This is a genomic window from bacterium (assembly GCA_035945995.1).
Taxonomy (GTDB): domain Bacteria; phylum Sysuimicrobiota; class Sysuimicrobiia; order Sysuimicrobiales; family Segetimicrobiaceae; genus DASSJF01.
In genome coordinates this window covers 1-26,319 of sequence record DASYZR010000112.1, presented here as the reverse complement: position 1 = coordinate 26,319, position 26,319 = coordinate 1, and the positions used below count along the sequence as shown (strand labels likewise).

General features: G+C 67.4%; 26 protein-coding genes and 1 pseudogene. 21 read left to right on the top strand and 6 right to left on the bottom strand.

From position 1 onward, the window contains the following. Positions 1-118: 118 nt before the first annotated feature. Positions 119-463, bottom strand: coding sequence for a DUF892 family protein (locus tag VGZ23_12610; GenBank protein ID HEV2358430.1), 345 nt, complete (start codon positions 461-463; stop codon positions 119-121). 398 nt (positions 464-861) lie between these two features. Here VGZ23_12610 and VGZ23_12605 point away from each other — a divergent pair, with 398 nt between their 5' ends. The 15 genes from VGZ23_12605 to VGZ23_12535 all read left to right on the top strand — a co-directional run bounded on the left by VGZ23_12605 (position 862) and on the right by VGZ23_12535 (position 15,076). Beyond that, positions 862-1,314 (top strand): SRPBCC family protein, encoded by a 453-nt coding sequence (locus VGZ23_12605; GenBank protein HEV2358429.1) that lies wholly within the window; start codon positions 862-864, stop codon positions 1,312-1,314. A 197-nt stretch (positions 1,315-1,511) separates the two neighbouring features. After that, entirely contained in the window at positions 1,512-2,051 is a 540-nt protein-coding gene (locus VGZ23_12600; GenBank protein HEV2358428.1) for an Lrp/AsnC family transcriptional regulator, read from the top strand. Then, the gene (locus tag VGZ23_12595; protein HEV2358427.1) at positions 2,048-3,007 is read left to right on the top strand and encodes an NAD(P)-dependent oxidoreductase; all 960 of its coding nucleotides are present in this window, start codon (positions 2,048-2,050) and stop codon (positions 3,005-3,007) included. The genes VGZ23_12600 and VGZ23_12595 overlap by 4 nt, the downstream gene beginning before the upstream one ends. Positions 3,008-3,073: 66 nt before the next feature. Next, a complete protein-coding gene (locus VGZ23_12590; protein HEV2358426.1) occupies positions 3,074-4,000 on the top strand; it encodes a dihydrodipicolinate synthase family protein in 927 nt (308 codons plus the stop codon). Between the two features lie 3 nt (positions 4,001-4,003). Then, positions 4,004-5,206, top strand: coding sequence for a pyridoxal phosphate-dependent aminotransferase (locus VGZ23_12585; protein HEV2358425.1), 1,203 nt, complete (start codon positions 4,004-4,006; stop codon positions 5,204-5,206). 5 nt (positions 5,207-5,211) lie between these two features. Further along, the gene (locus tag VGZ23_12580) at positions 5,212-6,210 is read left to right on the top strand and encodes a D-cysteine desulfhydrase family protein (GenBank protein HEV2358424.1); all 999 of its coding nucleotides are present in this window, start codon (positions 5,212-5,214) and stop codon (positions 6,208-6,210) included. Continuing rightward, complete coding sequence (locus VGZ23_12575) at positions 6,207-7,184, top strand: aminopeptidase (protein ID HEV2358423.1); 978 nt, start codon at positions 6,207-6,209, stop codon at positions 7,182-7,184. Before VGZ23_12580 ends, VGZ23_12575 begins: the two co-directional genes overlap by 4 nt. Beyond that, a complete protein-coding gene (locus VGZ23_12570; protein ID HEV2358422.1) occupies positions 7,181-7,588 on the top strand; it encodes a RidA family protein in 408 nt (135 codons plus the stop codon). The genes VGZ23_12575 and VGZ23_12570 overlap by 4 nt, the downstream gene beginning before the upstream one ends. Beyond that, positions 7,581-8,660 carry a pyridoxal-phosphate dependent enzyme gene (locus VGZ23_12565; protein HEV2358421.1) on the top strand — a complete coding sequence of 360 codons (1,080 nt, stop codon included), beginning with the start codon at positions 7,581-7,583 and terminating at the stop codon, positions 8,658-8,660. The genes VGZ23_12570 and VGZ23_12565 overlap by 8 nt, the downstream gene beginning before the upstream one ends. A 55-nt stretch (positions 8,661-8,715) precedes the next feature. Further along, positions 8,716-10,353 carry an ABC transporter substrate-binding protein gene (locus tag VGZ23_12560; GenBank protein ID HEV2358420.1) on the top strand — a complete coding sequence of 546 codons (1,638 nt, stop codon included), beginning with the start codon at positions 8,716-8,718 and terminating at the stop codon, positions 10,351-10,353. A gap of 84 nt (positions 10,354-10,437) precedes the next feature. Further along, entirely contained in the window at positions 10,438-11,439 is a 1,002-nt protein-coding gene (locus tag VGZ23_12555; GenBank protein ID HEV2358419.1) for an ABC transporter permease, read from the top strand. Beyond that, a complete protein-coding gene (locus tag VGZ23_12550; protein ID HEV2358418.1) occupies positions 11,408-12,316 on the top strand; it encodes an ABC transporter permease in 909 nt (302 codons plus the stop codon). The genes VGZ23_12555 and VGZ23_12550 overlap by 32 nt, the downstream gene beginning before the upstream one ends. Further along, the gene (locus VGZ23_12545) at positions 12,264-13,370 is read left to right on the top strand and encodes a Gfo/Idh/MocA family oxidoreductase (GenBank protein ID HEV2358417.1); all 1,107 of its coding nucleotides are present in this window, start codon (positions 12,264-12,266) and stop codon (positions 13,368-13,370) included. The genes VGZ23_12550 and VGZ23_12545 overlap by 53 nt, the downstream gene beginning before the upstream one ends. Before the next feature lie 13 nt (positions 13,371-13,383). Next, positions 13,384-14,403 (top strand): glutamate cyclase domain-containing protein, encoded by a 1,020-nt coding sequence (locus tag VGZ23_12540; GenBank protein HEV2358416.1) that lies wholly within the window; start codon positions 13,384-13,386, stop codon positions 14,401-14,403. Between the two features lie 355 nt (positions 14,404-14,758). Next, positions 14,759-15,076, top strand: coding sequence for a hypothetical protein (locus VGZ23_12535; protein HEV2358415.1), 318 nt, complete (start codon positions 14,759-14,761; stop codon positions 15,074-15,076). Between the two features lie 83 nt (positions 15,077-15,159). On the opposite strand, the gene VGZ23_12530 is transcribed toward VGZ23_12535, so the two are convergent. Next, entirely contained in the window at positions 15,160-16,329 is a 1,170-nt protein-coding gene (locus VGZ23_12530; protein HEV2358414.1) for a Gfo/Idh/MocA family oxidoreductase, read from the bottom strand. Then, positions 16,316-17,593, bottom strand: coding sequence for a DegT/DnrJ/EryC1/StrS family aminotransferase (locus tag VGZ23_12525; GenBank protein ID HEV2358413.1), 1,278 nt, complete (start codon positions 17,591-17,593; stop codon positions 16,316-16,318). Before VGZ23_12525 ends, VGZ23_12530 begins: the two co-directional genes overlap by 14 nt. Before the next feature lie 90 nt (positions 17,594-17,683). Between VGZ23_12525 and VGZ23_12520 the strand changes: the two genes are divergently transcribed. Then, positions 17,684-18,664 carry a Gfo/Idh/MocA family oxidoreductase gene (locus VGZ23_12520; GenBank protein ID HEV2358412.1) on the top strand — a complete coding sequence of 327 codons (981 nt, stop codon included), beginning with the start codon at positions 17,684-17,686 and terminating at the stop codon, positions 18,662-18,664. Between the two features lie 3 nt (positions 18,665-18,667). Then, entirely contained in the window at positions 18,668-19,441 is a 774-nt protein-coding gene (locus tag VGZ23_12515; protein HEV2358411.1) for a sugar phosphate isomerase/epimerase family protein, read from the top strand. A gap of 53 nt (positions 19,442-19,494) precedes the next feature. Here VGZ23_12515 and VGZ23_12510 read toward each other — a convergent pair whose 3' ends face one another. From VGZ23_12510 to VGZ23_12500, 3 genes and pseudogenes are all read right to left on the bottom strand, one after another. Further along, the gene (locus VGZ23_12510; protein ID HEV2358410.1) at positions 19,495-21,036 is read right to left on the bottom strand and encodes an ABC transporter substrate-binding protein; all 1,542 of its coding nucleotides are present in this window, start codon (positions 21,034-21,036) and stop codon (positions 19,495-19,497) included. 283 nt (positions 21,037-21,319) lie between these two features. Further along, positions 21,320-22,501, bottom strand: a complete 1,182-nt coding sequence (locus tag VGZ23_12505) for a PLP-dependent aminotransferase family protein (GenBank protein HEV2358409.1) — start codon at positions 22,499-22,501, stop codon at positions 21,320-21,322. Between the two features lie 180 nt (positions 22,502-22,681). Next, positions 22,682-22,966, bottom strand: a pseudogene (locus VGZ23_12500) (GntR family transcriptional regulator). Positions 22,967-23,294: 328 nt separating this feature from the next. Here VGZ23_12500 and VGZ23_12495 point away from each other — a divergent pair. From VGZ23_12495 to VGZ23_12480, 4 genes are all read left to right on the top strand, one after another. Beyond that, positions 23,295-23,885 carry a pyridoxamine 5'-phosphate oxidase family protein gene (locus VGZ23_12495; GenBank protein HEV2358408.1) on the top strand — a complete coding sequence of 197 codons (591 nt, stop codon included), beginning with the start codon at positions 23,295-23,297 and terminating at the stop codon, positions 23,883-23,885. Between the two features lie 253 nt (positions 23,886-24,138). Continuing rightward, complete coding sequence (locus VGZ23_12490) at positions 24,139-24,453, top strand: hypothetical protein (protein HEV2358407.1); 315 nt, start codon at positions 24,139-24,141, stop codon at positions 24,451-24,453. Positions 24,454-25,231: 778 nt separating this feature from the next. Next, complete coding sequence (locus VGZ23_12485; protein HEV2358406.1) at positions 25,232-25,405, top strand: hypothetical protein; 174 nt, start codon at positions 25,232-25,234, stop codon at positions 25,403-25,405. A 91-nt stretch (positions 25,406-25,496) separates the two neighbouring features. Then, positions 25,497-25,976 carry a nuclear transport factor 2 family protein gene (locus VGZ23_12480; GenBank protein HEV2358405.1) on the top strand — a complete coding sequence of 160 codons (480 nt, stop codon included), beginning with the start codon at positions 25,497-25,499 and terminating at the stop codon, positions 25,974-25,976. Positions 25,977-26,319 lie beyond the last annotated feature (343 nt).

The window sequence follows — 26,319 nt, the reverse complement described above, 5'->3', positions numbered from 1 at the left end:
GTCCCCTTCAGGGTCTGCGCGTCGTCGCCCATCATCGCGTCCCCCTCCGGAGGATGCCGGCGCGGCGGGCCGTCTCCTTCGGCGGCTTTCACGTTGACCGCGCCTTCCGCGATCTCGGTCAGCACCCGGCCATCTCGTAGTGCTCGACGCGCTGCGCCGCGGAGATGATGCCGGCGTCCTTGACCGATTCATCCGCCGGCCCGCGCAGCATCTGCGAACCTTCCTCGAGGATGCCCGCCATGCCCCTGCACTTGGCACCGCCGGCCGCCTCGCCGATGTCCGCGAAGACCTGATCGAGCCGTTCGACGTGCCCCTTCGTCTGATCGAAGTGCTGCCGGAGCGCCTGCTGCAATTCCTCAGACGATACCTCGCGGATCATCTTGGGCAGTGCCTTGAGGATTTGCTGCTCGGCGTTGTAGAGGTCTTTGATCTCTTTGACAAAGAGGTCCTCGAGCGATTGCATGTGCATCTCGTCGTGTTGGTGCGGCGCTGATCTGGCGGACGTCGACTGACGCCTCGTCCTCGCCGGCATGGCGAAGCCTCCTTCGGTGGCCCGTGGTGTGAGGTGCGACGACGCCCCGCCTGCGCGGCGTCCATCGCACGCCCAGTAGAGGCATACCGCGGGGGCCGCCGCGCTACACCCCGGGTTGCGGTGTTTTGGACTGGGCACCCCATGGCCGGGCCCGCGGATCGGCGGGGACGGCCGGGTCGGAAAAGGGGGGAGAATCATGGTATGGATTCATCGCGAGGAAATGAGCGGCATGATCGAGGAAGCCAACCGCGACGCCGAGCGGCTCGTAGATGAGATCAAGGCGGAGCGCGTGATCGCGTCCTCGCGGTAGCCGAGGGGGCAGGCCGCCCGTGGCCCGGGTGCTGCGTACCGTTCACATCGACGCGCCGACCCGCGAGGTATTCGCGCTGGCCGCGGATCCGGCGCGGATCGCCGACCTCGATCCTCGGATCGGGCTGGTGCAGGTCGAGCGCGACGCCTTTGGACCCCGGCGCGTCCGGCTCGAGTTCGGGCCCGGCGGCACGGCGTCGCCGGCCGAGATCGTCGCCGACGTGACGCTCTACGTGGCCGGCCGCGACTTCGCCGTCGAGTCGCCGGCCGGGGCGGGCGGACCGAAGTTTCGACTGCACCTCTCGTGCCGTGATGCGGACGGGGGGACCGACCTGACCTATGAAGCGGAGGTCCGGCTCCCCGGGCTGGGCGGCCGTCTGGCCGACCCGCTGCTCGGCGCCGCCCTGGCCCAGCAGATCGGCGGAATGCTTGCGCGGGTCGAGCGGGAGGTGACCCTGGGCCGCGGCGCGTGAGCGCAGCCGCGCCGCCGATCGATCGGACTTCGTGCGTTCGGAGGGCGGCTGGCGCGCCGCCCGCCGGCGCGGTGGAAAGACGGCTGCCGCCGACGTCGAGTGTCTTCGACCCGCAGAGGGTTTTCCAGTCCGTATATCGAACCGTATTGTAGGAATCGTGACGAAATTCGTCGAGAAACACCCATGGAGCGCCAGCCGTGCCTCGCCGGAGTCGTAACCTCGACGACACCGACCGGCAGATCGTTACTCTGTTGCAGGATCAGGCGCGGGCATCCAATCTGTCCATCGCCCGGCGGCTCGGAGTCTCCGAAGCCACCGTCAGGAAGCGCGTGGCGCGTCTCCTCCGCGGCCGGCAAATCGACTTTGTCCTCGCGGTGAACCCGGGACTCTTCGGATATGAACGGATCGCGTTCATCGGAGTCCAGGTCGACATCGACAAGGCTGTCGGCGCGGCAGAAGCCCTTTGTCGTCTGGACGCAGTCAACTTTCTGGCCTATACAAGCGGCACCTACGATTTTCTGATTATCGGCCAGTTTCGCTCCGACGAGGAACTCGTCGATTTCCTGACACAGCAGGTCGGCAAGATCCCCGGCGTGCGGCGGACGGAAACGACCTTCATCCTCAAAGTTACGAAACGGTCGGCCTTGTGGGGACTTCCAGGACCCGCAACGCGCGATCTCCCCGGGGGGCGTGTGCCGGAGCGTTCCGAGTCGCACCGCGTGAAAAGTTCGCGATGAGCGGGCCGCTTCGCATTTTCATCACCGAGCCGAGAGACCACCCGGCGATCGCGAAACTTCGCGAGATTGGCGAAGTCCGGCAAGGACCATCGAATCGGCGGATGGACGATACCGAACTTGCGCAGGAGTTGCGCGATACCCATGCGGTGCTGATCACGTCCCGAGACCGGGTCACAGGGCCCATGATCGAGCAGGCCGGCGCGCTGCGCGTGGTCGCCAAGTTCGGCGCTCGGCCGGAGAACGTTGATTGGGATACGGCGCGCCGCCGCGGAGTCCGCATTCTCTGGGCGCCGGAAGCCAACTCCGACAGCGTCGCCGAGTATACGGTGCTGCTGATCCTCGCGCACCTTCGCCAGCTCGTGCCGGCCGTGCGGCATGTCCGTGAGGGGGGCTGGCGCGACACATTGGCTTTCGGCCGCGAGTTGCGCGGCCGGACGGTCGGACTGATCGGACTCGGTAATGTCGGCGCCCGGGTGGCGCGGTGTCTCGGCGGTTTCGGCGTCACGCTTCTCGGAAGCGATCCCGTAGTGCCGGCCGACCGCGCCGCGGCGGCGGGCGTGCGGCTCGTGGCCCTATCGGAGTTGTTGGCACAGTCGGATATCGTGTGCCTCCACGCCATGGTCACGCCGGAAACACGTCGTATGATCGACGCGGCGGCGTTGCGGCGCATGAAGCCGCACGCGCTACTTGTGAATACGGCGCGCGGCGCGCTCGTCGATGAGGATGCCCTCCTCGAGGCGCTGGCCGGGGGACGCATCGGGGGCGCCTGCGTCGATGTCTTCGCCGGCGAACCCGTCACCGAGGGGAATCCGCTGCTGGCGGCGCCGCGGACGATCGTCTCGCCGCACATCGCGGCGCATACGGTAGAAGCCCAGGACCGCGAGGTGACACAGACGATCGAGGATGTCGTCCGCGTCCTCACAGGACGCGAACCGGTCCACTCGCCGGGCGCCTAGCGCGTCCGGACGGGCGCTGCCGGCACGTGCACCATTCATAGACCGTCACACGGAGGAGGAACCGCCATGTACCGTCCCACCGGGATCGTCGCATCGCTGGTCACCAACTTTACGCCGTCGGGGACCTTGGATCCCAAAGGCATCGCGACGACAGTGGACTTTTTGGCGCGGCAGGGCGTCCATGCCGTTTGCGTCTGCGGCGGCACCGGTGAAGCGCTCTCCTTGACCGATGCGGAACACGCCGCGGCCGTCGAGGCGGCGGTGGAAGGCGCCGCGGGGCGCTGCCGTGTTGTTGCCGGCGCGCTGTACATCGATCCGGCACGAATCGCCGCCGCCGGGCGGGCCGCGGCCCGCGCGGGAGCGGACGCGGTGATGATCATCGCGCCGTATTTCGTCCGGCCGTCCTCAGACGACATCTACGCGCACGTTGCGGACCTCGCCGATCGCGTCGAGCTGCCGTTGATTGTGTTCAATTCGCCGGGCCGGGCCGGACTCGACATGGACGTCCGCCTCCTGATCCGCATCGCCGCGCGGATTCCCAAGGTGGTGGGCTTCAAAGAAGCGAGCGGCGATCTCGCCAAATTCGCCCGCGTCGTACGCGAAGTCCCGTCCGATTTCTGCGTCTTGCAGGGGTTGGACGACCTGGTGCTGCCGTCCCTCGCCTTGGGCGGCGCCGGCGCGCTCATCACGCTGGGCGCGGTCATCCCAAGGGTCTTCGTCAAGCTGTACGATGCCGTCCGGCGTAACGATCTCGCGGCCGCTCGGGCGCTGCAGCTGGCGGCGTTGCCGATCGCCGACGCCGTGTACGAGACCCCGAACCCGAGCGGCACCAAGCGGCTGCTCGACTTGCTGGGACGGCCCGGCGGTCCCGTCCGGCCTCCGCTGCGGACGGCGCAGCCCGGTGAGGACGTGCATCTCGCGCGCCTGCTGCCGATGATCGAGCAGCTCGAACCTGAAGCCGTTGCAGGCGCCGTCGGGCAGCCCCGGAGGTAACGCATGAGCAGCCTCTCTCAACACGACCGGCCGCAGAGCGCGCACATGGTCGTACCGCTGGCCGATCGCGTGCGCTCGCTCGAGGCCGGTCGAGCCGGAGTCCTCATGGACATGCTGCGGGGGCGGCCCGACGGCATCGGCCTCGGACGGGGTGATCCGGATCTCCCGACGCCGGCGCACGTCGTCGCCGCGGGGCGGGAGGCGCTGGAAAAGGGCCTGACCAAGTACACCGCGCTTCGCGGGATCCCCGAGCTCCGGCGTGCGGTTGCCGACAAACTGCGACGCGACAACGGCATCGACGTCGATCCCGACACCGAGGTCGTCATCACCACGGGGACGCAGGAGGCGGTGTTCGTCACCCTGTGCGCGCTGCTAAACCCCGGCGACGAGATCGTGATGGCGGACCCCTACTACAACTCGTATGCGACGATGCTCCACTACCTCGGCGCGCGGCTTGTCGGGGTTCCCACGTCGCCGGTGGACGGATTCCAGATTGATCCTGCGGAGTTCGAGAAGCGCATCACGCCGCGGACCAAGGCGATCGTGCTGCTGACGCCCAACAACCCGACCGGGACCGTCTACCCGCGTGACCGGCTCGAGGGGCTCGCGCGCGTGGCCGCGCGGCATGGCCTCTACCTGGTTTCCGACGAGCTGTACGAGACGCTCGTCTTTGACGGCCAGCCGTTCAGCATCGCCTCGATGCCCGAAATGCGCGGCCGCACAATCACCATCAACGGCTTCTCCAAAGCGTACTCGATGACCGGCTGGCGCGTCGGGTACATCGCCGGTCCGCGCGAAGTGGTCGACGCGTTGGTGACCGTCCGGCATACGCTGACGATCTGCGCCCCCAGCATCTCGCAATACGCGGCGGTCGCCGCGCTGACGGGGCCGCAGGACCTTCTCGCGGAGCGGCGCGAGATTTTCCAGCGACGGCGGGACTTCGCGATGGCCCGGCTCGCGGAGGCGGGGATCCCGTGCGTGCGGCCCGGCGGCACGTTCTACGTCTTCGTCGACATTCGCCCCTCGGGGCTGTCCTCTGAGGACTACGCCTTCGCGGTGATGGAGCGGGAAGGCGTGTTCGTGTATCCGGGCGGCTACTTCGGCGCCGAGGGTGAGGGGTTCGAGCGCATCTCGATGGTGGTGCCCGAGCCGGTACTTCGCGACGCCGTGCATCGCATGGCCCGCGTTTTCCGGAGGTCCCGCTAGCGGCCATGCAGTTCGCGCGCTTGCCACGGTATCGCCTGGCGTCGCTGCCGACGCCGCTCGAGGAAGCGCCCGGACTGCGGCGGGCGCTCGGGACGGCCTGTCCCAGAATCTTCATCAAGCGTGATGACCTCACCGGCCTCGGCATGGGCGGGAACAAGGTCCGTAAGCTCGAGTACCATCTCGGCGAGGCGCTGGCCCAGGGGTGCGACGTGCTCGTCACATCCGGCGCGATCCAGTCCAACCATTGCCGGATTACGGCCGCGGCCGCCCGCCGTGCCGGACTCGACGCCGTCTTGGTCCTGCGGCCGGGTGAATCCGAAGCGGTGCAGGGAAACCTGCTCCTGGACCGCGTGCTCGGGGCCCGAGTGCACATTGCCCGGGCTCCCACGGCCGCGGCGGTCGACGGCATGCTCGCCGAGCAGGTGGATGCGCTGCGCGGCGAAGGCCGGCGTCCCTACCTCGTGCCGAAAGGCGCATCGACGCCGCTGGGGGCGGCGGCGTACGCCGAGGCGTTCATGGAACTTCTGACGCAGACGACCGCGCTTGGGGTCGCCGTGGACGCGATCGTCTTTTGCACGGGATCCGGCGGCACCCACGCCGGGCTGCTGGGCGGGGCGCGGCTCTTCCAGAGCGGCGTCGACATCGTGGGGGTCGCGGATGGGGCCACCCGCCAAGAGTTGCTCCCCGTCGTCTTGCGGTTGATCACAGGCATGGCGGAGCGCTGCCAGTTCGCGGTCTCCGTCGAGCCGGACGCCGTCGTCGTGCTTGAGGAATACGGCGGCACGTATGGGGTGCCCACCCCGGCATGCGTCGAGGCGATCCGGCTGGCCGCGCGGACCGAAGGCCTCATTCTCGATCCTGTCTATACCGGAAAAGCGATGGCCGGTTTGAGCGATCTCGTCCGGCGCGGCCGGTGGACGGCCGACCAGACCATCGTATTCTGGCACACCGGTGGACAGCCGGCGCTCTTTGCTTTCGCGGATGTCGTGGGGGCCGCCGGATGAATCTGCCGTCCATGGCTGCGGGCGCCCTCACGATCGTCCGGACGTGTGCAGCGGTCGCGCCCGGTGAAGACGTGCTGATCGTGACCGACGTCGCGGTTCCGCCCGAGGTGGCCGAGGCGTTGGCGTTTGCCGCCGCGGCGGCCGGCGGGACCCCGAGCACGCTGACCATGCCCCGCCCGGACCGCCCGGGGGCGGAACCGCCGCGGCTCGTCGCCGAGGCGATGAAGCACGCCGACGTCGTGTTGGCGCCGACGAGTCTCAGCATCTTTCACACCGAAGCGGCCCGAAACGCGTGCGCGGCCGGAGCGCGGATGCTGGCGATCAGCGAGTGCCGGGCCGAGACGCTCGCCGGCGGCGGGATCACGGCCGACTTCGCGGTGCAGGCCGGTGTGGCCGAGCGCCTCGCCCGCCGGCTCGTGGGCAAGGACTTGGTGCTGTGCACGCCGGCCGGCACACGGTTGCGGACGAAGCTCGACGACCGCGCGGCCGTCGCCAACACCGGACTCGTCACCCGGCCCGGCGCGCGGTCCGGGGTGCCGACGATCGAGGCGTACGTCGCGCCGCTTGAGGGCACCGCCGAGGGCGTGGCGGTCATCGACGCGAGCATCGGTATCCTCGGGCTGGTCTCGGCGCCGGTGACGATCACGTTCCGCGCCGGGCGCGCCGTCGCGTTCGACGGCCGCTCGCAGGCGCACGCGCTGCGCGACTTGGTGGAGCGGGTCGGCAGCGCGGACGCGTTCATGCTGAGCGAAGTGGGCATCGGCCTCAACCCCCAGGCACGCGTCGTCGGCCGCATCATCGAAGATGAAGGGACGTACGGCACATGCCACATCGCCCTCGGCAGCAACGTCCACTTCGGCGGACGCCTCGACGTGCCGTTTCATCTGGACATGGTGATGTGGACCCCGGATATTCTTGTCGACGGCCGCGCGCTCATGGAGGGGGGACGGTTGGTGGAGGAGGCAACGAGATGAGACGGACGATCAATACGCCGGAGGCGTACCGGTCGAAATCCCCGTTGGCCCAGGCGATCGTGGACGAGGGCCTTGTCTTCGTCTCCGGGATGCCCCCGGTCGACCGTGAGGGGCAAACTGTCGGCGCCGACATTACGACGCAGACCCACCAGGTGATGCAGAATCTGAAGACGATCCTTGAAGCGGCGGGCGTGTCGATGAGCGAGGTCGTCCGGACCACGGTGTTTTTCACGCACCGGGAAGATTATGCCGCGTTGGACGCGGCATACCACGAGTACTTCCCGGCCGGATTCCCGTCCCGCTCGGCGCTCATTGTCGCGGGGCTCGTACGCCCGGAGTGGCGCATCGAAATCGATGCGATCGCCACGGTGACGGCCGCCGGAAGGAGTCGCCCCGATGCGTGATCGGCTTGCCGCCGGGCTGGCCCGCCGCCCGCACGCTCCGGTCGGAATCTTCCCGACGCCGCTGCAGCACATGGCGCAACTCTCCGGCCGTCTCAGCCGGCCCGTCTATTTTAAGCGCGAGGATCTCGCGGGGCTCGCGATCGGGGGAAGCAAGATTCGCATTTTGCGCCACACCGCGGGCGACGCGCTGAACCGCGGGGCGAACCTCTTTGTCGCGGGTGGCTACGTGCAGTCCAATCATCCGACGCAGGTGGCGTCGGTCGGATGCGCCCTCGGCATAGCCACTGAGCTCGTCCTCGACACGACGAAGGGCTGGGAAATGGAAGGCAACATGCTCCTCGCGACGCTCATGGGAGTCAGGGTGCACTACGTCCGCGAGGGCAGTTATGAGGCGGTTCGCGATGCCTGCCGGCGCCACGTCGCCCGCCTGAACAGCCGCGGGCGCCGCGCGCATCTGCTGACGCTGACCCCGGAGATCCACGCGCTGAGCGCGCTCGCCTACGCGGAAGGCTTCCTCGAGCTTGCCGGGCAACTCGAGACGGCCGGCGTCCGCGAGGCGGACGTATTTGTCGGTTCCGGCGGTCCGACGTACGCCGGGTTGCTGCTGGGCGCGTGCGCGCACGGCGGCCGCATTCGGGTGCACGGCGCGCCGCCGCACGGCCTTGGCGCCGGGGCGGAAGAGAAGGTGCTCGGCGTCGCGCGCGCCGCGATGCAGCTCCTGGACCTCGAGGTGCCGGTTGGTCCCGCCGACGTATCGCTCTTGGGTCGGGGAGAGGGTGTCTACGGCTATACATATCCGCCATCCGTCAAAGCGATCTGGACGATCGCGCAGGCCGAAGGCGTCTTTCTCGACCCCGTGTACACGGGCACGGGCATGGCGGAGATGCTCCGGTGGGCGAAGGACCGCGGAGGCGAGACACCGCTGGTGTTTCTCCACACCGGGGGCGTGACGACCCTCTTTGCGTATGAGCGTGAGTTGCTGGGCGGACGTCATCTCGCACGCGTTCCCGCGCGGCGCATTTCCCGTCTCGGGATGCCCAACGGGCGCCGGGCGCGGCCGGTGCGGACCTAGGACGGAGCACACCGCAGGCCGGCGCGTCAGCCGGCTCAAGGGGAGGGGGAGACGGATGGACGAACGGGTGCAACAACTGGTTATCGAGTTCAAGGCCGGGCGCTACACGCGCCGGCAGTTCGTACAAAAGGTCCTGGGGCTTGGGGTCGCAACCGCGGCCCTCCCGGCCCTCTTCGAGATGGCCGGGGAGACGTTCGGGCAGCCGTCGACGCTGCCCGCCGCCGAGGCCGCGGGCCAGCGGGCCCTCGTCGTCGGCATCCCTGAGAACATCACGAACCCCGATCCGGTGATCCTCGGCAGCGCCGGATACGGCGACATCAAAGTCGTGAACAACAACATCAACGAGCCGATCGTCCGCTTCAAGACCGGGACGGTCCAGCTGGAGCCTTGTCTGGCGACGTCGTGGGACATCTCCCCCGATGGCCTCGTCTACACGTTCCACCTGCGGCCCGCCACGTTCCATGACGGCACACCGGTGACGGCCGCGGCCGTCAAGCTCAACTACGATCGCCAGATCGACGAGAAAAACCCCTATCACTTCCAGGGGATCACCTACACCGAGATCGTCTTCACCGACGTCGGCAAGATCGAGGCGCTCAACGACCGCACACTGCAGATCACGCAGAAGCGTCCCTCGGTCACGCTGCTCTCCGACTTGGCGCTCTTCGCCGAGGGGATCGTTAGCCCGGCGGCCCTGCAGAAGTACGGCAAGGACTACGCGATGCACCCCATGGGGAGCGGGCCGTACAAGTTCGAGCGGTGGACGAAGGGCGTGCAGTTCGTGCAGACGGCCTACGACCGCTACTGGGGCGGCCGGCCCTCGATCGACCGTGTCATTTGGAAGACGGTCGCGGACAACACCGTCAGGTTGGAGCAGCTCCGCACGGGCGAGCTCGACGTCTCGACGGAGCTGGACTTCAAGGACGTCGCGAGTTTGCGGAGCGACAAGCGGCTCAAGGTCATCAACGGCAACTTTCTCGACACGCAGTACCTGATCCTGAACCAGCACAAGCCGCCGTTCGACAAGAAGGAAGCGCGGCAGGCGGTCCAATTGGCGGTCAACAAAGCCAACATCGCCAAGGTCGTCTTCTACGGCAACTATACGGTCGGCGCCGGACCGGTGCCCCCCGGACTGCTCGCGTACGACGCCGGCCTCGCGAAGGTCTACCCGCATGACACGGCCCGCGCCAAAGCGCTGTTGGAGAAGGCGGGGGCAAACAACATGGCGATTACGCTGCTGCACAAGACCGAAGGCTTCTGGCCGGAAGAGGCGCAGCTGATTCAAGCGGACCTTCAGGCGGCGGGGTTGAAGGTGACCCTGCAAGGAGTCGAGGAAGCGAGTTTCTACTCGAAGATCAACGCCAGCGAGCATCAGCTCGCGTTGAACGACTGGGTCATGGACACGAGCGATCCGGACGACATCATGTGGTCCATCTTCAGCACCAAGCGGGCGCGGCAGCGCATGGGCTATGAGAACCCGGAGGTCGACAAGCTGAACAAGGACGCCCAGGTGGAACGGAACGTCGACAAGCGCCGGGAGATGTATCTCCGGGCGCAGCGGATGATCTTGGACGATGGGCCGTTCGTCACACTTGGCTATGCGCAGCGCGCCATGGGCGCCAAGGCCAACGTCACCGGCCTTCTCGTCGGGCCGCTCGGCGATGTCGTCATCCGGGGCGTGAAGATCGGCTGACGCGAGATATGGCGGCTCCCGGGCCGGTCGCCCGGGAGCCGCCGGTGCGATCGGTGCTGTCTCGACGGGAGGGGATGACCGTCGGTGGTTCGCTATCTGGCGCGGCGGGTCTTGGTCTTTGTGCCGAGCCTTCTGCTTGTCTCGATCATCACGTTCGTCATGGTGAGAACGGCCGGGGGCGACCCGGCGTCGCTCAAACTGGGTTTGCATGCCTCCCCCGAATCGCTGGCGCGCATGCGGCGCGAGATGGGACTTGCCGACCCGTGGCCGGTGCAGTACGGGCACTGGCTCGCCGACGCCGTGCGCGGCAACCTGGGCCGATCGTACCTGACCGGTTCGAACGTCACATACGAGCTGCTGAACCGCTTCCCGGCCACCCTCGAGCTCACGCTCGCATCCATGATCGTCGCCGTGCCGGTCGGCGTGGCCATCGGCACGGTGTCGGCGGTACGGTCCCACACGGTCGTGGACAACCTCAGCATGATGGGCGGCCTCGTTGGGATTTCGATCCCGACGTTTTGGCTCGGGGTGATGCTCATCGTGATCTTCGCGGTCTGGCTCGGGCTGGTGCCCGTGGCGGGCAGCGTCGACGTCCATATGGGCGTCTACCCGATCACCGGGTTCTCGCTGATCGACGGCTTCGTCGAAGAAGGATGGCCCGGACTCTGGGACGCGGCGCGGCATCTCATCCTGCCCGCCGTGACGCTGGCCGGCTGGCCCACGGCCATTCTCGCCCGGCACATGCGGAGCAGTCTGCTCGAGGTGCTGCACCAAGACTACACTCGCACCGCGCGCGCCAAAGGACTGCGATTTCTCCGCCTGGTATGGCGGCACGCGTTTCCGAACGCGCTCATTCCGGTCGTGACGATCGCCGCGCTGGAAACCGGGTATCTGCTCGGGGGCGCCGTGATCACGGAGACGGTATTTGCCTGGCCCGGCATCGGCAACTTGACGATCCAGGCCCTCGCCGCGCGCGACTACATGCTCGTGCAGGGCACCGTCCTGCTGTTCGCGGTAGTGTTCGCCGCGCTCAACATTCTTGCCGACGTGACGTATGCTTTCCTCGACCCGCGGATTCGATACTAGCGCGCCGGGCGCCGCGCTCCGGGGCACGGGCCGGTCCCGACGGTTGTCCCGCCGGATCGCGCGCTGGGGCGTGAGCGGCGCCGTCGGCGTGCTCTTGCTCATGCTCCTCGTGCTCGTCGCGGCGATCGGCCCCCTGCTGGTCGGAAACCCGATGCAGATGGACGTGCCGAGTCGCCTGCTACCGCCGTCGGCCGCGCACGCGATGGGGACCGACGAGTTCGGCCGGGACATCCTCACCCGCGTGGTGCACGGCGCGCGGATCTCACTCGGTGCGGGGGTCGGCGTGGTGTTCGTTGGCCTGGGCATCGGTCTGACGATGGGCGTGGTCGCGGCGTACCGCGGCGGGACGCTCGGGCTCGCGGTGATGAGTTTGGTCGATATCATGCTGGCCCTGCCGGGCGTGCTGCTCGCGATCGTGATCGCCGCGCTCCTGTCACCGCGCCTCGGGACGGCGATTGTCGCCGTCGGGCTGGTCACGATCCCTTACTACGCTCGGCTGGTGTGGAGCGTCACGCAGACGGTCCGGCTCCGGGAGTACGTCGAGGCCGCGCGTGCGGCGGGGGCCTCGGATGGCCGCATCATCGTACGGCATGTGCTCCCGGGCGTCCTGCCGCCCGCGCTGGTGCAGGCGACGTTGGGCGTGGGGAACGGCATTCTGTCGGTGTCGGCGCTCAGCTTCCTGGGGGTCGGTGCGCAGCCGCCGACCCCGGAATGGGGGCTGATGCTAAGCGAGGCGCAGCGGTTCATCCTGCTCGCGCCCTACATGGGCATCTTCCCCGGTCTCGGGATCATGGTGGCCGTCCTCAGCTTCAATCTGATCGGCGATGCCCTGCGGGACCTGCTCGATCCCGTGCTGGCGCAGGCCGTGCGGCGATAAGGGCCTCACGGACACCCGAATCAACATGGTGGTGACCAAGCGAAGCGAAAGTGCCGCCGGGTGGGCGGTCGTAGGCCTCGGAATTCATGCGGTTGAACGCATGCTGCCGGCCTTCCGGCGGGCGCATCTGGCCCGGCTGGTGGGCGTGCATTCGCGCCGGCCGGACGTTACGCGGGAGGTCGCCCGAACGTACGGAGTGCGTGGGTACTCTACCCTCGACGGCGTGCTCGAAGATCCGGACGTTCAGGCCGTGTATCTGGCGACACCGAACGACCTGCACAGGGACCAGACCGTCCGCGCCGCCGCCGCCCGGAAGCACGTACTGGTCGAGAAGCCGATGGCGCTGTCGGTCGAGGACGCGACGGCGATGGTTCGGGCGTGTGCCGGCGCCGACGTGAAGTTATACGTCGGGTTTCACCTGCGGTTTCATCCGGCGCACCAACGCACCCGGGCGCTCGTCGCCGGAGGCGAGATCGGCGACGTAGTATGGGCCGGCGCCCGATGGGTCAGTCAGCGGGCGCCCGATCGGGGGTGGCGTCTCGAGCCCGGCCGCTCGGGCGGCACGCTCCTGACGGCGCGGGGTGTGCACCTGCTCGACCTCGTCCGTTTCGTGTGTGCGACGGAGTTCGTGTCGGTCAGCGGGTGCAGCGACGGGTTTCGGCCGGAGAAACCGCCGGATGATACGACCGCGGGGATGGGCAGGCTTGCCTCGGGCGGCCTGGCCCACGTCGTGTGTTCGCGGCTCGTGCCCGGCGGCGGAAATGACCTCGAGATCTACGGGACCCGCGGGACCATCGTCTGCCGCTCCACCATCGCGGCCGAGCCGGCGGGCACATTGCTCGTGGCGACAGGGGGGGCGGAGCAGACCCACACATACGAACGATGTGACGTGCTCGTCGATGAGCTTGACGGGGTGAGTGCCGCCGTCGCCGGCGCCGGAGCCGACGAGGTCGGCGCGAGCGGGGAAGACGGTGCGCGCGTCGCGGCGGTAACGAGCGGGCTGATCGAGTCGGTGCAGTCGGGAAGGACGGTCACACTACGCTATCCTGTGTGAAGCGAGGACAACCGTGCCGGAGATTATCGCGGACAGTATCGATCGGTTGACGTGCGTGGAGATGCGAAGTCCCGGGATCGATCGGGGCATCATCGAGCCCCTCTACCGGGCGGCCCGCGAGGCTCAGGGAGGAGCGCCGCTGAGCCTTCGGGCGGCGCGTCTGCTTCAGGAGCGGGTGACGGCAAAGGATGCCGTCGTGATCATCACCGGCGCCGGCGCGCCGCCGTATCTCCCGTACGGTGAAACCGACGGACCGCCGGGTGCCGCGGCGCTGGCCCGCGCGATCGGGCGCGGATTCGGAGCCCGGACGGTGGTGCTGACCGAGCCGCAGTACATGCCGGGGGTCCGTGCGGCCGCCGCGGCGGCGGGACTGCCGGTGTTGGACGACGCCTGGGCGATGCAGCGGCCCGGCGCCGTAGTGCTGCGACCGTACCCTGTGGGGGACGAAGAGGGACGGCGCGAGGCGGATGCCGTGCTCTCGCAATACACACCTGCGGTGGTCATCGCCATCGAAAAGCTGGGACCGAACGCGAAGGGCGTCATTCACAGTCTTCGCGGCATCGATGGGACCGCGCACACAGGCAAAGCACACCATCTCATTCAGGCGGCGCGGTCTCGAGAGATCGCGACGATGGGCTTCGGCGACGGGGGAAACGAACTTGGCTGCGGCCTCATTTACGAGACGGTCCGGCGCGTCCTCGAATACGGGGCTAAGTGCCAGTGCCCCTGCGGCGGGGGTATGGCCACGGTCGTAAAGACCGATGTGTTGGTGATTTCGAATACCAGCAATTGGGGGGCGTACGGCACCGCGGCGTGCCTGGCGCTGCTGCTGGGCGATCCCACGCTGCTCCCGGGGCCGGACGAAGAACGCCGGGTGGTCGAGCAATGTGCCCTGCGCGGCGCCGGAGACGGGATGGCTGGATTGCCCATTCCCTGGGTGGACGGCACCTCGACGGAGGTGCAACAGGCTGTGCTCGTAATGCTTCATATGATCGTAGCGAACGGACTCAAAAAGTTGCGGAGGCCGTTCTAAGGTCGGCCGAGCAAGAGTTTCGGGACTGGATCGCCGGCACGACGAAGTGCCAAACGTACCTGCTCGCCGTTGAAGGGTATCGACCCCGCAGTTGAGGCCATGCCTTCCGATATGGCTGATGGCAATTCCCACATAGATGGTGAAAGCGAAGGTCTCCGCGTCCCGCTGAACCTGGGCAACGTTATCAAAGCTTTATCTCTCCTCTATATGGTGAACGGCATGACGGTGTCGAGAGGGGGGTTTCATCGCGCACGGTCGGTTTCGGTACGTCCACGGTCGGCGGCCTGATCGGGTGAAGGTGTAGGGATTCGATGCCAAACTTCCGCACGCGCGGGAGATCATACGGAGGTGGACGATGACGCGACGCTGGCAGAAGGCGACCATCGTGGTGCTCGTGCTGATCGGCCTGCTCATGGGCGGCTCGATCGCATCCTATCGGGCGTTCGCCGCGAACGAGCCCGGGGGCCTCAATATGGCTCAAGACGCTCAGAATGCGGCGACCCAGAGCTACAACCAGATGATGACGCAAATGCACTCGATGCAACAGATGCCCATGACCGCCAACGAGAAGGCAATGATGACGATGATGGCGACGATGGCTGATACCATCAAGCATCTCCTCGATGAGAACAAGCAGCTTATCCAGATTCTCCGTGAACAGAACAGGAAATGAACCATTGATCCCCTGATCGTGATCGCCGGGGCCGGCCGCGTTCGTTGCGGCCGGCCTGCTTTGGCGTCCCTCGCCCGTCGCGGTTACCCGGGATCCGAACGCAGGTCTTCGGGCACGGGCGGCACCGAGATCCGCCGGCCGCTCTCCGCCGCGGTCAGCAGCGCGTCGCAGACGAGCGCGCACGCGAGGCCGTCCGCGAACGTGGCGCCGGCCACCGGCCCGCCGGTCCCCGCGACGCGGCGGACCAGCTCCTCGATCTGGTGGACGAAGCCGCTCTCCCAGCCGAGCGTGTGCCCGGGCGGCCACCAGCGGCCGCCGTAGGGATGATGTCGCTCGGTGACGAGCACGTCGGCGAGGCCGCGCGCGTCCCCGTCGCCGTGATACACCCGCAGTTCGTTCAAACGCTCGAGATCCCAGACCACGGTGCCGCGCGCGCCGTTGAGCTCGAACGTGAACAGGTTCTTGCGGCCGGGGCACATCCCGCTCGCCTCCAGCGTGCCGACGGCCCCGCTCTGGAACTCGAGCGTGGCGGCGACGGCGTCCTCGACCGTCACCGGCGCGATCCCCGCGCCGTGCGGCCGTTCGGCGATGAACGTCCGCGTTGCCGCCGTGACCGCGGTGATCGGCCCGGCCAGGGCGAGGGCGAGGTCGAGCGGATGGGCGGCGAGGTCTCCGATCACGCCGCTCCCGGCCCGTTCGCGGTCGTGGCGCCATCCCCAGGGCGAGCGCGGATCGACCAGCGAGTCGTCGCTGTAGCGGCAGCGGAAGTGGTAGAGGCGCCCCAACTCGCCCGACTCGGCCATGCGGCGCGCGAGCAGCACCGCCGGCATGAACCGGTAGTTGAACCCGGTCATCGCGACGCGCCGGCTCTCGCGGCCGGCCCGCGCCATCTCCGCCGCCTCACGGGCCGTCCGGCCGAGCGGTTTTTCGCACAGCACCGCCTTGCCGGCGCGCAGCGCGGCGATGCTCGGTGCCGCGTGGAGGTCGTTCGGGGCCGCGTTGATGAGCACATCGACGGCCGGATCGTCGACGAGGGCCTGCCACTCCGTCGCGGACCGCTCGGCGCCGTACCGCCGGGCCGCCTCCTCGACCGCCTCCCGCGTCCGCCCGCACAGCGCGACGAGCCGCGGCTGCGCCGGGGCGTCCGGAAAGAGTTCGGCGTGACGGCGCAGGGCGGTGAGGTGCGCCCGCGCGACGCCCGTGTAGCCGAGGACCGCGACGCCGAGCGGGCGCGCCACGTCAACTAAGCGCATGCGAGACTTTTCGGATCGCGCGCACGATGTCCGCCTCATCCCGCTCGGTCATGAGCGGATGCAGATCGACATGGATTGCGCGCGTGAGCAGATCGTCGCTCCGCGGAAACATGCCCTTCTCGAGGCGGGCGCGGCCCCGGTAGTGGGGGCACTCCCACGCGCAGTGCCGCTCCGCGAACAGGCGGCGCTCGATGATCTGGTCGAAGTGATAGTACACGTGCTGGCCGCTGTCCCAGGCCACGGTGTTGCGGATTCCCTCCGCGTTGAGGGCGGCGCTGAAGGCGCGCGTCTGCTCCGCCGACGGCTGGAAGAACATCAGCGTGGCGCCCGTGTCGCCGCCGGGATCGGGGAGCGGACGGGGGGTCAGGCCGGGAACACCTGTCAGTCCGTCGAGGATCGCCCGCTTGTGCGCGCGCATGCGCTCGATGATGCCCTCCATCCGTCCGAGCTGCACGAGCCCGATCGCGCCCGTGATCTCGCCCATCCGGAAGTTGAGGCCGATCATGAGCGGGTTGCCGCCCGGCAGCGTCTCGTCGAGCTCCTGCATGCGCGCCGAGCCTTGATCGTGGTAGCGGACCGCGCGGTCGTAGAGCGCGGCGTCTTGCGTCACGACCACGCCGCCTTCGCCCGTGGTGATCACCTTGTGATACTGCAGGCTGAACGCCCCCAGATCGCCGAACGTGCCGAGCCGCGTGCCTCGATACCGGCCTCCCACCGCCTGCGCGGCGTCTTCCACAACGCGGAGCCGGTGCCGGCGCGCGGTCTCGAGAATCGGCGCCATGTCGGCGCCCGCACCCCGCATGTGCACCGGCAGAATCGCCTTGGTGGCGGAGGTCACCGCGGCCTCCACCGCGCGCGGGTCCATGTTCAGGCTCTCGTCGATGTCCACGAACACGGGCACCGCGCCGAGCACCACGACGGCGTTGATCGTGGCGATCCATGTGTAGGTCGGGACGATCACCTCGTCGCCGGGCCCCACGCCGAGGGCGGCGAGCGCGGTCATGAGCGCGGCGGTGCCCGACGTGACGCCGACGGCGTGGCGCGTGCCCATCGCGCGCGCAAACGCGCGCTCGAACTCGGCGGCCTTCCCGAGGGGCTTGGGGCCGTAGTGGCGGAAGAGGCTCTGGCTGTCCAGGACCTCGAGCACCGCGGCCTTTTCCTCCGCGCCGATCAGAAGACCGCCGGGATAACCGGGCAGGAGCGGTTCGGTGCGAACCGGTGTCCCGCCATGCAGTGCGAGCCGCTCGCTGGCGGTCCTGCCCATCAATCGCCTCCCCACCGCCTCGAATGCCAGGGTCGTTCGTGAAGGCGGTGGCGGGCTCCCGCTGGAATTCACAAAAGTGGTGATCGATCCGTGGGCGTGAAGGTCGGGCTGATCGGCGCGGGGGCGATGGGCCGGCGTCATCTGGAGGCGCTGGCGCGGGACGAGCGCGCGCGGGTGGTCGGCGTCGCCGACGCGGTGGAAGCGGCCGCCCGTTCCGCGGCGGCGGTGGCCGGGGCGCGGCCGTGCCGGGACCTCGCGGATCTCGCGGACGCCGGCGCGGAAGCGGTCTTCGTCACGCTGCCCAACGCCTTCCACGCCGGGGTCGTGCTCGAGGCGCTCGACCGCGGACTGCACGTGTTTTGCGAGAAGCCGATGGCGACCACGCTTGCGGACGGGCGCGCGGTCGCATCAGGCGTGAAGCGCGCCGGCCGCGTCTATCAGATGGGCTTCAATAGGCGTTGGGCGCCGGCGTACCGATATTTGAAAGAGCGAATCGACGCCGGCTTCGTACCGTACTCCGCGAACGTGAAGATGAACGACGGCGACATGCTGACGCCGGGCTGGTATACGAACGTGGAGATTTGCGGGGGGTTCATGTACGATACCGCCGTGCACCTCGTCGACATGGTGGCGTGGCTCGTCGGGCCCGTCGAGCGGGTCACGGCCCTTGGGCGGCGGAGCTGTTACCCCGACTACGACGATATCGCGATGCTGCTGCAGTGCGGCGACCGGCCCGTCGCCTTCACCACGTGCGGCCACGCCTCGTGGGCGCTTCCACAAGAACGCGTGGAACTGTACGGCGACCACGCACTCCTCGCTTCGGAGGATCTCGACCGCGTGCGGCACACGACGCGCGAGACGCCCGAGGCGCCGTGGGAACACCTGCCCTCGCCGGACCGGGTCACCCTGTGGGGCTACGTGGACGAGGACCGCGAGTTCGTCGACGCCTGCCTGGGCCAGGCACCGCCGCCGGTCGGCGTGCGCGAGGCTTTGCACAGCATTGCCGTACTCGAGGCCGCCTACGCCAGCATCCGGAGCGGGGGCGCGCCGACGCCGGTCCCCCAGGAGTAGCCCGTGTATCTCTCGTGCAGCTCACAATCCTATGCCGACGAGATCGACGCCGGGCGTCTCGGGCTCGGGGAGTGGTTCCGGCTGTGCGCCGAGGATTTGGGGCTGCGGACGGTGGAGCTCGAGGACAAGCACGTCGGGGAGCCGACGGCCGCGCGCGTCGGCGAGCTGACCGGCGCCGCGTCCCGGCACGGCCTCGAGATCGTGAACATCGCGCTCATGAACAACTTCGGGCTGGCCGACGACGGCCGGCGTCGCGCCGAAGAGGAGCGCACCATCGCCTGGATGCGGGCGTCCCGTGATCTCGGCTCGCGGTTCCTGCGAACGTTCGCCGGCTGGCCGGAGGGGGACCGCGCCGCGCGGTGGCCCGCGATGGTCGCGTCGCTGCGCTCAGTATGCGCCCGCGCTGAAGGCGCCCGGGTGTCGCTCGTGCTGGAGAACCACAACCACGGCGGGTTTGTCCAGACGGCCGACGACGTGGCGGCCGTCCTGGACGCCGTCGCGAGCCCGGCGCTCGGCCTGCTCCTGGACACCGGAAACTATCTGGACGGCCGGCCGTCGATCGTCCGCACGGCGCCGCTCGCCCGCCACGTGCACGCAAAGTTCACGCGCGTCGGGCCGGACGGGCGCGACGCCGGGATCGACAACGCCGGGGCGATCGACCTGCTGGGCGGCGCCGGGTACCGCGGCGCCGTCTCCATCGAGTACGAGGGCGAGGAGGCCGGACGGACCGCGGTCCCGCGCGCGATCGCGTTCCTGCGAAGCCTCGGCCTCGCGTAGGCCCGATCGCACGGGCGGACACAAGCATCCGGAGCTGCGCGGGTGGACCGTGACTACGGCCCGAGCCACACGCTCCGGAACCGCATCATCCCGTCTGGCTGATCGACGAAACCCCCCACCCGAGTTGAGACCAGCTTGTACTCCTTCGGAAAGTAGAGCCAGACGTACGGCATGTCGTCGGCGAGGATCTTGGTCGCTTCGCCGTACGCCCGCCGGCGCTGGCTCATGTTGCTCAGGTATCGCGCCGCGTCGAGGGCCGTCTCGAGCTTCGGGTTGACGTAGCCGGCGTAGTTGAACGATCCGATCCCCGACTTCGTGGTAAACGGGTAGATGTCGAAATCCGGGTCGGGGCGCCCGCTCCATTCACTTAGCGCGGCCTGATGCGTCAGGTGGCTGATCGCGTCGATGATCGCGCCCTCCTCGACGACCTGGAGTTTCACACGAATCCCCGCCTCCGCCGCCATCGCCTGGATCGCCTGACCGACCGCCTGGCGTTGCCCGCCCGGCAGAATCAGCAGCGTGAACTCGAACCCGTCCGGGCGGCCGGCCTCCTTGAGCTTCGCCCGGGCAAGCCCGACATTGGCCGGCGGCAGCTTCCATGTCGGATCGTAGGCGGGCGTGCCGTTCGGGAAGAACGAGTACGCCGGGTAGACCGCTTTTTGAAGGACGACGTTGGCGATCGCCTCGCGGTTGATCGTGGCGTTGAAGGCCTGCCGGAGCAGCTTGTTGTCGAACGGCGGCTTGGTCGTATTGAGCGGGAGTGCCGTCCACGCCATCGCGCCGGCCTCGATCAGCCGGAAGCGCGAGCCGGGCTGGGCGGCTTCCTTCGCGAGCGCCTGCACCTGCGCCGCCGGGACGATGTTGATGATCTGCGCATCGCCGGATTTCAGGTTTGCCACGCGGGCGTTGTCGTCGGTGATCTCGCGGAAGACGACCCGCTCGAGATAGGGCAACCCCTTCCCCCAGTAATCCGGGTTCCGCTGCAGCGTGATGTGATCTTGAGGGACCTTCTCCACGAATGAGAACGGCCCGGTGCCCACCGGATGCAGCGCGTAGTTGAGGCCCTCCTTTTGTGCCGCCGCGGGTGACACCATCATCCCGGCCCGGTCCGTCAGGACGTACAGTAATGGGCTGTACGGCTGCTCCAGGATGATCCGAACCGTCGAGGGATCGACGACCGTGACCCCGGCCATCGGTCCAAGCTCGCTGCGCCGGTTCGACGGGAACGTGGAGTCGAATTTCATCCGGTCGAAGTTGTACTTTACCGCGTCCGCGTTGAACGGAGTCCCGTCCTGAAACTTGACGCTGGGGCGGAGCTTGAACGTGACCGCCTTCCCGTCCGGCGAGATCGCCCAGGAGGTTGCGAGCATCGGAACGATGGCCAGCCTGGCGTCGGTGTCCACGAGTTTGTCGTACAGGTTCTGGTACACTTGGCGGTCCACGGCGGAGCCGGAGCGGTGGGGGTCCATCGTGGGCGGGTCCCGGTCGATCGCGGCGGTCAAGGTTCCGCCCCGCCGGCCGCCCTGGGCGGATGCGGCGGCGATGAGACCGGCCACCATCAGGCCTGCAAGCGTCGGGGCAATCCAGCTCCGCATCGGGCACCTCCTCGGGATCGCGGCCTCCACAGCCGGCCGGCGGACCAGTCTCCATACGGCGAGCTCGATCGGCCACACTTGGCCCCACGATGTCCTGGGGCCGGGTCGCGCTGACCGGGGATTCCGTTCCGGGACCTTCGCTCCTCTTTCGGCGGGTGGACATGTCGCACATCATGTTTCTCGCTTCCGTCCGGGGGGGCGCGCAGGAGGTACAAGTCCAAAACGAGTCTGGGCTTGATTGTCGGTATTCCCATTTGGCGCGTTCAACGGATCGTCGGCTGTCTCACATCCGGACAGATGCGGCCGGTGTGCGACGTAAGGGCATCCTATCGTTTGGCCGAAGTGCCACTGCCATCCGCTGAACGCCATCGATGATCGCGCGTTCGTCGTAGGCGGCGTAACCTAGTAACAGCGCGCGCTTGCGGACCTTCTCTACGCAGCACACTGAGAGCGGCACGACGTCGATGCCCTGGGAAGCGCAGCGTTCTGCCGCCGCGGTATCACTTGCCCATCCGACCAGCCGACCAACCAGGTGCATCCCCGCTGTCGCGGCGGCGACTTCGAGAAGGCCTGTCAACCGCCGCTTTGCGGCCTCTACTAGACACCCCTGACGCTCCTCGTACAGGGAACGCATGCGCCTGATATGGCGGCCGAAGTGCCCCTCGGCGATGAAGTCGGCGAGCACGGCCTGGCTCAGGATCGGAGGATAGTATCCTGCCAAAAAACTCGCTGCGGAAAACGCATCGATCAAGTCTGGCGGCACGACGAGGTACCCCAGACGTAGTCCGGGAAACAGTACCTTGCTCAACGTCCCGAGGTAGATCACCCGTCCGTTGGGGTCCAGGCCCTGTAACGCGGGTAGGGGTTGGCCATGATACCGGTACTCACTGTTGTAGTCGTCTTCCAAGATCCACGCATTGTGGTGGCTGGCCCACTGCAGCAGTAACAATCGTCTGGCGACACTCATGGTAGCGCCGAGAGGAAACTGATGGCTCGGAGTGACGAACGCCAATCGCGCGTGCCGGTATTTTGTGACAGCGGCGGTGACATCGAGCCCTTCAGCATCCACCGGCACGGGGATCAACCGCGCACCGGCCGCACGGAGAAGGCCGTGCGCCCATGGATACCCGGGATTCTCCACCCAGACGGCGGCCCTCGGTTCAAGGAGGACGCGAGCCGCGAGGTCGAAGCCCTGTTGCGAGCCGCCGACGAGAATCACCTGATCGGGCGTGCAGACGAGCCCTCGAGCGTCTCTCAGATAGGCTGCGACGAGCTCTCGTAACGGCCGGTATCCCGACGGATGCTTGCCGCCCACGAGGGACGGGGAGAGGGAGCGCCACCTCCGGGCCAGCAACCGTCCCCACAGCTTCCATGGAAAGACGTCCAACGCAGGGAGGCCGATGCGAAACGGCCGAGGCGGCTGGGCCAGCAACCGTACCCACAGCTTCCACGGAAAGACGTCCAACGCAGGGACGCCGGTCCGGAACCGCCGAGACTCGCTCGCATTCGACATTATTGCTCGTCGCTGCCCCGGCCGCCGTAAGATGCCGCCGCGTCGCGAAGGCGCGCGGCCGGGGCCGCTCGGCGCCGGGCTCAGGTGCGGACGGAGAAAGCCGTCAGGAAGGCAGTTCGCGACATACGTCCCCGCCCCGACCTTTCCACGGACATAACCCTCGATCAGGAGTTGATCGTACGCTAAGAGGACGGTGTTTCGGGAAATTTCCAGTGTCTCCGCGAGCGATCGCGTGGAGGGTAGACGTGCGCCAGACACGAGTCGGCCTGCGAGGATGGTTTGCCGCAGGCCGTCGTACACTTGTCGGTGCAGCGGGGTAGCGGAATCGCGGTGCAGCTGAAAGCCCACCAGGTTGACAGGTGCCGAGAACTTCACGTGCCCCTCCAAGTCAATCGCGTGGCGTCGAATTGGTACCATGAATTTAGCACGATCATGTTCAATTAGCCATACCGATTACGTCGATTGCACATAGGGGGAGGCAGTCGCCTGTATCGACGAGGCGACCTGTCTCCGAAGGCTCGGTCTGATGGCCGATGGATATTGAGACGATCGGCGGGACTGCGTTGCGGACGCCGACGCCCGTCAACGCAAGGCACGTGGAGCGTCCAAAAATGGCACCATGGATCGGCTGCGGAATGGCTCTTCCGATCCCCCGGGTCTCACATTACTATTGGGTCGATCGGGTAGCGCTCCTGCCGGTACGGCTGGCGACGCAGGACACGCGACCGATCTCGGGGGTACCGTGATGGCGATTTTGACGCCGGAGATGAAGCGGGTCGTGCGTGAGCAGCGGCTAGGCTACGTTGCTACAGTATGTCCCGATCACACGCCGAACGTGTCGCCGAAAGGGACGACCACGGTGTGGGATGACGATCACCTGATTTTTGCCGACATCTGCTCCCCGAGAACAGTCGAGAATCTCCGACACAATCCCGCGATCGAGATCAACGTGGTCGATCCCATACTGCGCAAAGGGTACCGCTTCCGGGGATCGGCAATCGTACTGCAGCGGGGTGCGCAATTTGAGGAGGCAATGGAGTTCTATCGAGACATATATGGGATGCACCCAAAGACCGCGGATAGCGTCCGTCACGTGGTGCTGGTGAAAGTTGAACGCGCCCTGCCGCTGATCTCCCCTATCTATGATCTTGGGGCAACAGAAGACGAGGTCGTCGCCCGCTACACGAAGTACTACGGCGATCTGCGACCGAACAAGCCAAGCGGCGTGGCCAGCTCTGCACGGCCCCGCCATGAGCGTGACGAAAAGGACGGTGCGGCGGACTGTGAACCCGCATCGAGAGAGGCTGCCTATGGCAACGAAAAAGCCCGTCCCTAAAGAGCACCCTACGAGCCGGTTGGCATCGCCAGACGCCTCGGGTCTGCCTGCCTCGGTACACGAGATTCTCAGCGAAGAAACGGAGCGATTCGGCGCGCCCCTGAACACCACGATGGTCTGGACGCATCACCCCGTTTTGCTGGCTGCTTACCGAGCCTGGCGCAAAGCGATGAACGAGGCGACCCTGATCCCCGAGAGCCGCAAGTACCTGGTGTACGTCCGGGTGGCGTCTCTGAACGGGTGCCCTTTTTGAGTGGACATCAACACCGCCTCGGGACAGGCGGCCGGAATCGACGAGGAAAAGTTTGCGCACCTCGCCGAGTACGCGACCAACCCGCTCTTCACGCCGCTCGAGCGGCAGGTGCTCGCGTACGCTGACGGGATGACGATCTCGGGTCGGGACACGAGCGACGAGCTGTTTGCGGCCTTGCGCGAACACTTCTCACCCCAAGAGATGGTGGAACTCACGGCACATGTGTCGTTCGAGAACTTCCGGAGCCGGTTCAACCATGCGTTCCGGATCGAAGCGCAGGGCTTCTGCAGACTGCCGCGACCGGCGGCGGGGTGATCTCGCCACCGCCACAGATCTTGGGGAGCGCGTCGCCGCCACCACCCGCTATCTCTGGCTGGGCCGCCGCGCGCTCGAAGCGCCGGGATGCAACATGGGGGCGATCGAGGAATGCAAAGGAGAAAGCCAGATTGTCCATGACCATTCTCGTGACGGGTTCGACGGGGACGATTGGCACGGGGCTCGTCACGTCCCTGGGAGTCAAGCCAGACGTCACGATCCGTGACGCGGTGCACTCGGCGGCCGCGACCCAGGCGATGCGACTGAGGAACGTCGTCCCAGCTCCTTTCGACTACGATAGCGCGGCGACGATGCGTCGCTCGTCCCCCATCAGGTTGAGTTTGCGACGCGTCTCGTAGATGCCGCGAAAGTCGCGCGCGTCAAACACCTCGTGAAGCTGTCCCTGCTCGGCGCGATCAGGAACCGGGCATCCAAGTCGCGCGGTGGCACCGCGAGGCGGAACGGTACGTGGAGGGGTCGGGTATCGCGTACACGTTCCTACGGCCCAACTATTTCATGGACAACTTCATCCACTACCATCCACCCGACAAAACGGGGAACATCTACCTTCCCTGGGGCCAGGGAGCATGCAGCTGCATCGACGCGCGGGACATCGCGGCGGTTGCCTCGCTGGTGTTGACGACGGCGCGTCATGCCGGGAAAGAGTATGCGCTTTCCGGGCCCGAGCCACTCACGGTTGCGCAAGCGGCTGCCGCGATCGGCGAGGTGAGCGGGCGGACTATTCGCTACGTGGACGTGTCCGACCGCCCGTCAGACGATGCTCGACATTCAGCTCCCAGCATGGATGGTCGAGGCGACGATGCAGCTCTACGCGATCAATAAGGCGAGCGCCGCCGCGGGTGTCACGCAGGTCGTGCCGCAGCTGCTCGGGCGCCCTGCCCGCCGGTTTCACGAATTCGCGCGCGACCATGCGGCTGCGTGGAGAGTCTGAGGTACAGTCGACTCGGAGTGGCTGCTTGTACCTGTTGACGCGCGGGGGCCCGGCCCCTTTGCCCGCCGAGACGAAGAAGGAGGCGCCGATCATGGGCGTTGGCGAGAACATCGAAGTGATGCTTGAGATCTTCCGCAGGATCGAGGGACGGAGTCCGCAGCGACCTGATCCGCAGCGGCTGCTGGCACTCTGTCAGCCTGACGTCGAATTCCATTGGCCCCCGTCGCTCCCGTACGGTGGAACTGCGCGCGGGTTGAGGGCGCAGGGTCGCACCTGGGCCGAGACCTGGGATCCTCTACAATCGACGGAAGCCGAACGACGGCTTGATCCCCGCGTCGTGGCCGCCAGCGAGGACGAGGTCGTCGTACTCTGGCGGCAGAGGGGGCTGAGTCCGGCAGGAGACCGATTCGACGGTGAGGTGTTGGGCCTCTACAGGCTCAGCAAAGGGAAACTCGCCCGCGCGCAGATGTTCTACTTCGATACCGCAGCGGTAGTGAGTTTTCTGGCGAAGGCCGGGGGGCCAAATACCGGTGCGGACGACGGGAGTGCATCACCTGTGCTTGGTTCGTAACCGCATCCTAGCAAGACCAGCAAGCATGGTTGGCAGCTCGGGTCTCGGGTCACACGATGTTGCGGCGTCGAAACAAGATGTACATGGGTTTCGTCAGGGTGACGTTTCGACATGAGGTGGTGCTAGAATGGGCGCTACCGGCGACTCCTGTCGACGCCCGAGGCGGAAAGGATCGCATTAACGTCGTTTATCAAAGCGAGGGTGAGCACACTATTGGGCGCAGGCGCGCAAGCGAGGTCGGGCGACCTCCAGCCGTGCCATTGGACGTACGTCGTCGTTGCATTCCCGGCGTACGTCCCGCAAAACTCTCCCGCCACCGCCAACCCGTCGCGCGCCGCTTTGA

What these genes read in the sequence shown, in the direction of transcription:
- VGZ23_12495 (HEV2358408.1), top strand. Translation starts at nt 23,295, where the DNA reads ATGGCGATTTTGACGCCGGAGATGAAGCGGGTCGTGCGTGAGCAGCGG.
- VGZ23_12580 (HEV2358424.1), top strand. Translation starts at nt 5,212, where the DNA reads ATGCAGTTCGCGCGCTTGCCACGGTATCGCCTGGCGTCGCTGCCGACG.
- VGZ23_12545 (HEV2358417.1), top strand. Translation starts at nt 12,264, where the DNA reads ATGCCCTGCGGGACCTGCTCGATCCCGTGCTGGCGCAGGCCGTGCGGC.
- VGZ23_12550 (HEV2358418.1), top strand. Translation starts at nt 11,408, where the DNA reads ATGCTTTCCTCGACCCGCGGATTCGATACTAGCGCGCCGGGCGCCGCG.
- VGZ23_12565 (HEV2358421.1), top strand. Translation starts at nt 7,581, where the DNA reads ATGCGTGATCGGCTTGCCGCCGGGCTGGCCCGCCGCCCGCACGCTCCG.
- VGZ23_12530 (HEV2358414.1), bottom strand. Translation starts at nt 16,329, where the DNA reads ATGCGCTTAGTTGACGTGGCGCGCCCGCTCGGCGTCGCGGTCCTCGGC.
- VGZ23_12590 (HEV2358426.1), top strand. Translation starts at nt 3,074, where the DNA reads ATGTACCGTCCCACCGGGATCGTCGCATCGCTGGTCACCAACTTTACG.
- VGZ23_12610 (HEV2358430.1), bottom strand. Translation starts at nt 463, where the DNA reads ATGCAATCGCTCGAGGACCTCTTTGTCAAAGAGATCAAAGACCTCTAC.
- VGZ23_12480 (HEV2358405.1), top strand. Translation starts at nt 25,497, where the DNA reads ATGGGCGTTGGCGAGAACATCGAAGTGATGCTTGAGATCTTCCGCAGG.
- VGZ23_12570 (HEV2358422.1), top strand. Translation starts at nt 7,181, where the DNA reads ATGAGACGGACGATCAATACGCCGGAGGCGTACCGGTCGAAATCCCCG.
- VGZ23_12560 (HEV2358420.1), top strand. Translation starts at nt 8,716, where the DNA reads ATGGACGAACGGGTGCAACAACTGGTTATCGAGTTCAAGGCCGGGCGC.
- VGZ23_12595 (HEV2358427.1), top strand. Translation starts at nt 2,048, where the DNA reads ATGAGCGGGCCGCTTCGCATTTTCATCACCGAGCCGAGAGACCACCCG.
- VGZ23_12575 (HEV2358423.1), top strand. Translation starts at nt 6,207, where the DNA reads ATGAATCTGCCGTCCATGGCTGCGGGCGCCCTCACGATCGTCCGGACG.
- VGZ23_12525 (HEV2358413.1), bottom strand. Translation starts at nt 17,593, where the DNA reads ATGGGCAGGACCGCCAGCGAGCGGCTCGCACTGCATGGCGGGACACCG.
- VGZ23_12535 (HEV2358415.1), top strand. Translation starts at nt 14,759, where the DNA reads ATGACGCGACGCTGGCAGAAGGCGACCATCGTGGTGCTCGTGCTGATC.
- VGZ23_12585 (HEV2358425.1), top strand. Translation starts at nt 4,004, where the DNA reads ATGAGCAGCCTCTCTCAACACGACCGGCCGCAGAGCGCGCACATGGTC.
- VGZ23_12510 (HEV2358410.1), bottom strand. Translation starts at nt 21,036, where the DNA reads ATGCGGAGCTGGATTGCCCCGACGCTTGCAGGCCTGATGGTGGCCGGT.
- VGZ23_12485 (HEV2358406.1), top strand. Translation starts at nt 25,232, where the DNA reads ATGCTCGACATTCAGCTCCCAGCATGGATGGTCGAGGCGACGATGCAG.